The 278-nt window shown below is 62.2% G+C and carries 1 protein-coding gene; it reads right to left on the reverse strand.

Features of this window, described 5'->3' with window-relative positions; all coding sequences use genetic code 11:
• Positions 1-278 (reverse strand): EAL domain-containing protein (locus tag EN862_RS35965; protein WP_135913369.1); only part of this gene is annotated, 278 nt, incomplete at both ends.

A 278-nucleotide genomic window follows, 5' to 3' on the forward strand; every position in this document is an offset into this window, starting at 1 on the left:
CGCTGAGCGCGGCGCCGAAGAGGAACCCTTGCACGAGGTCCGGCTTGACCGAACGCACCAGTATCTTCAGCTGTTCGAAGGTCTCGACCCCCTCGATGGTAACGACCAAGCCCAGCGTCCGGGTCAGGCCGACGATGCCCTTCAGAAGGTCGAGCGACTGGGGACTCTGGGTCACGTCGATCAGGAAGGAGCGGTCGATCTTGATCTTGTCGAGCGGCAGCTTATGCAGGTAGCTAAGGCTGGAATAGCCGGTGCCGAAGTCGTCGAGCGCGATGCGG

It is taken from the genome of Mesorhizobium sp. M2E.F.Ca.ET.219.01.1.1 (genome assembly GCF_004016445.2).
GTDB lineage: Bacteria > Pseudomonadota > Alphaproteobacteria > Rhizobiales > Rhizobiaceae > Mesorhizobium.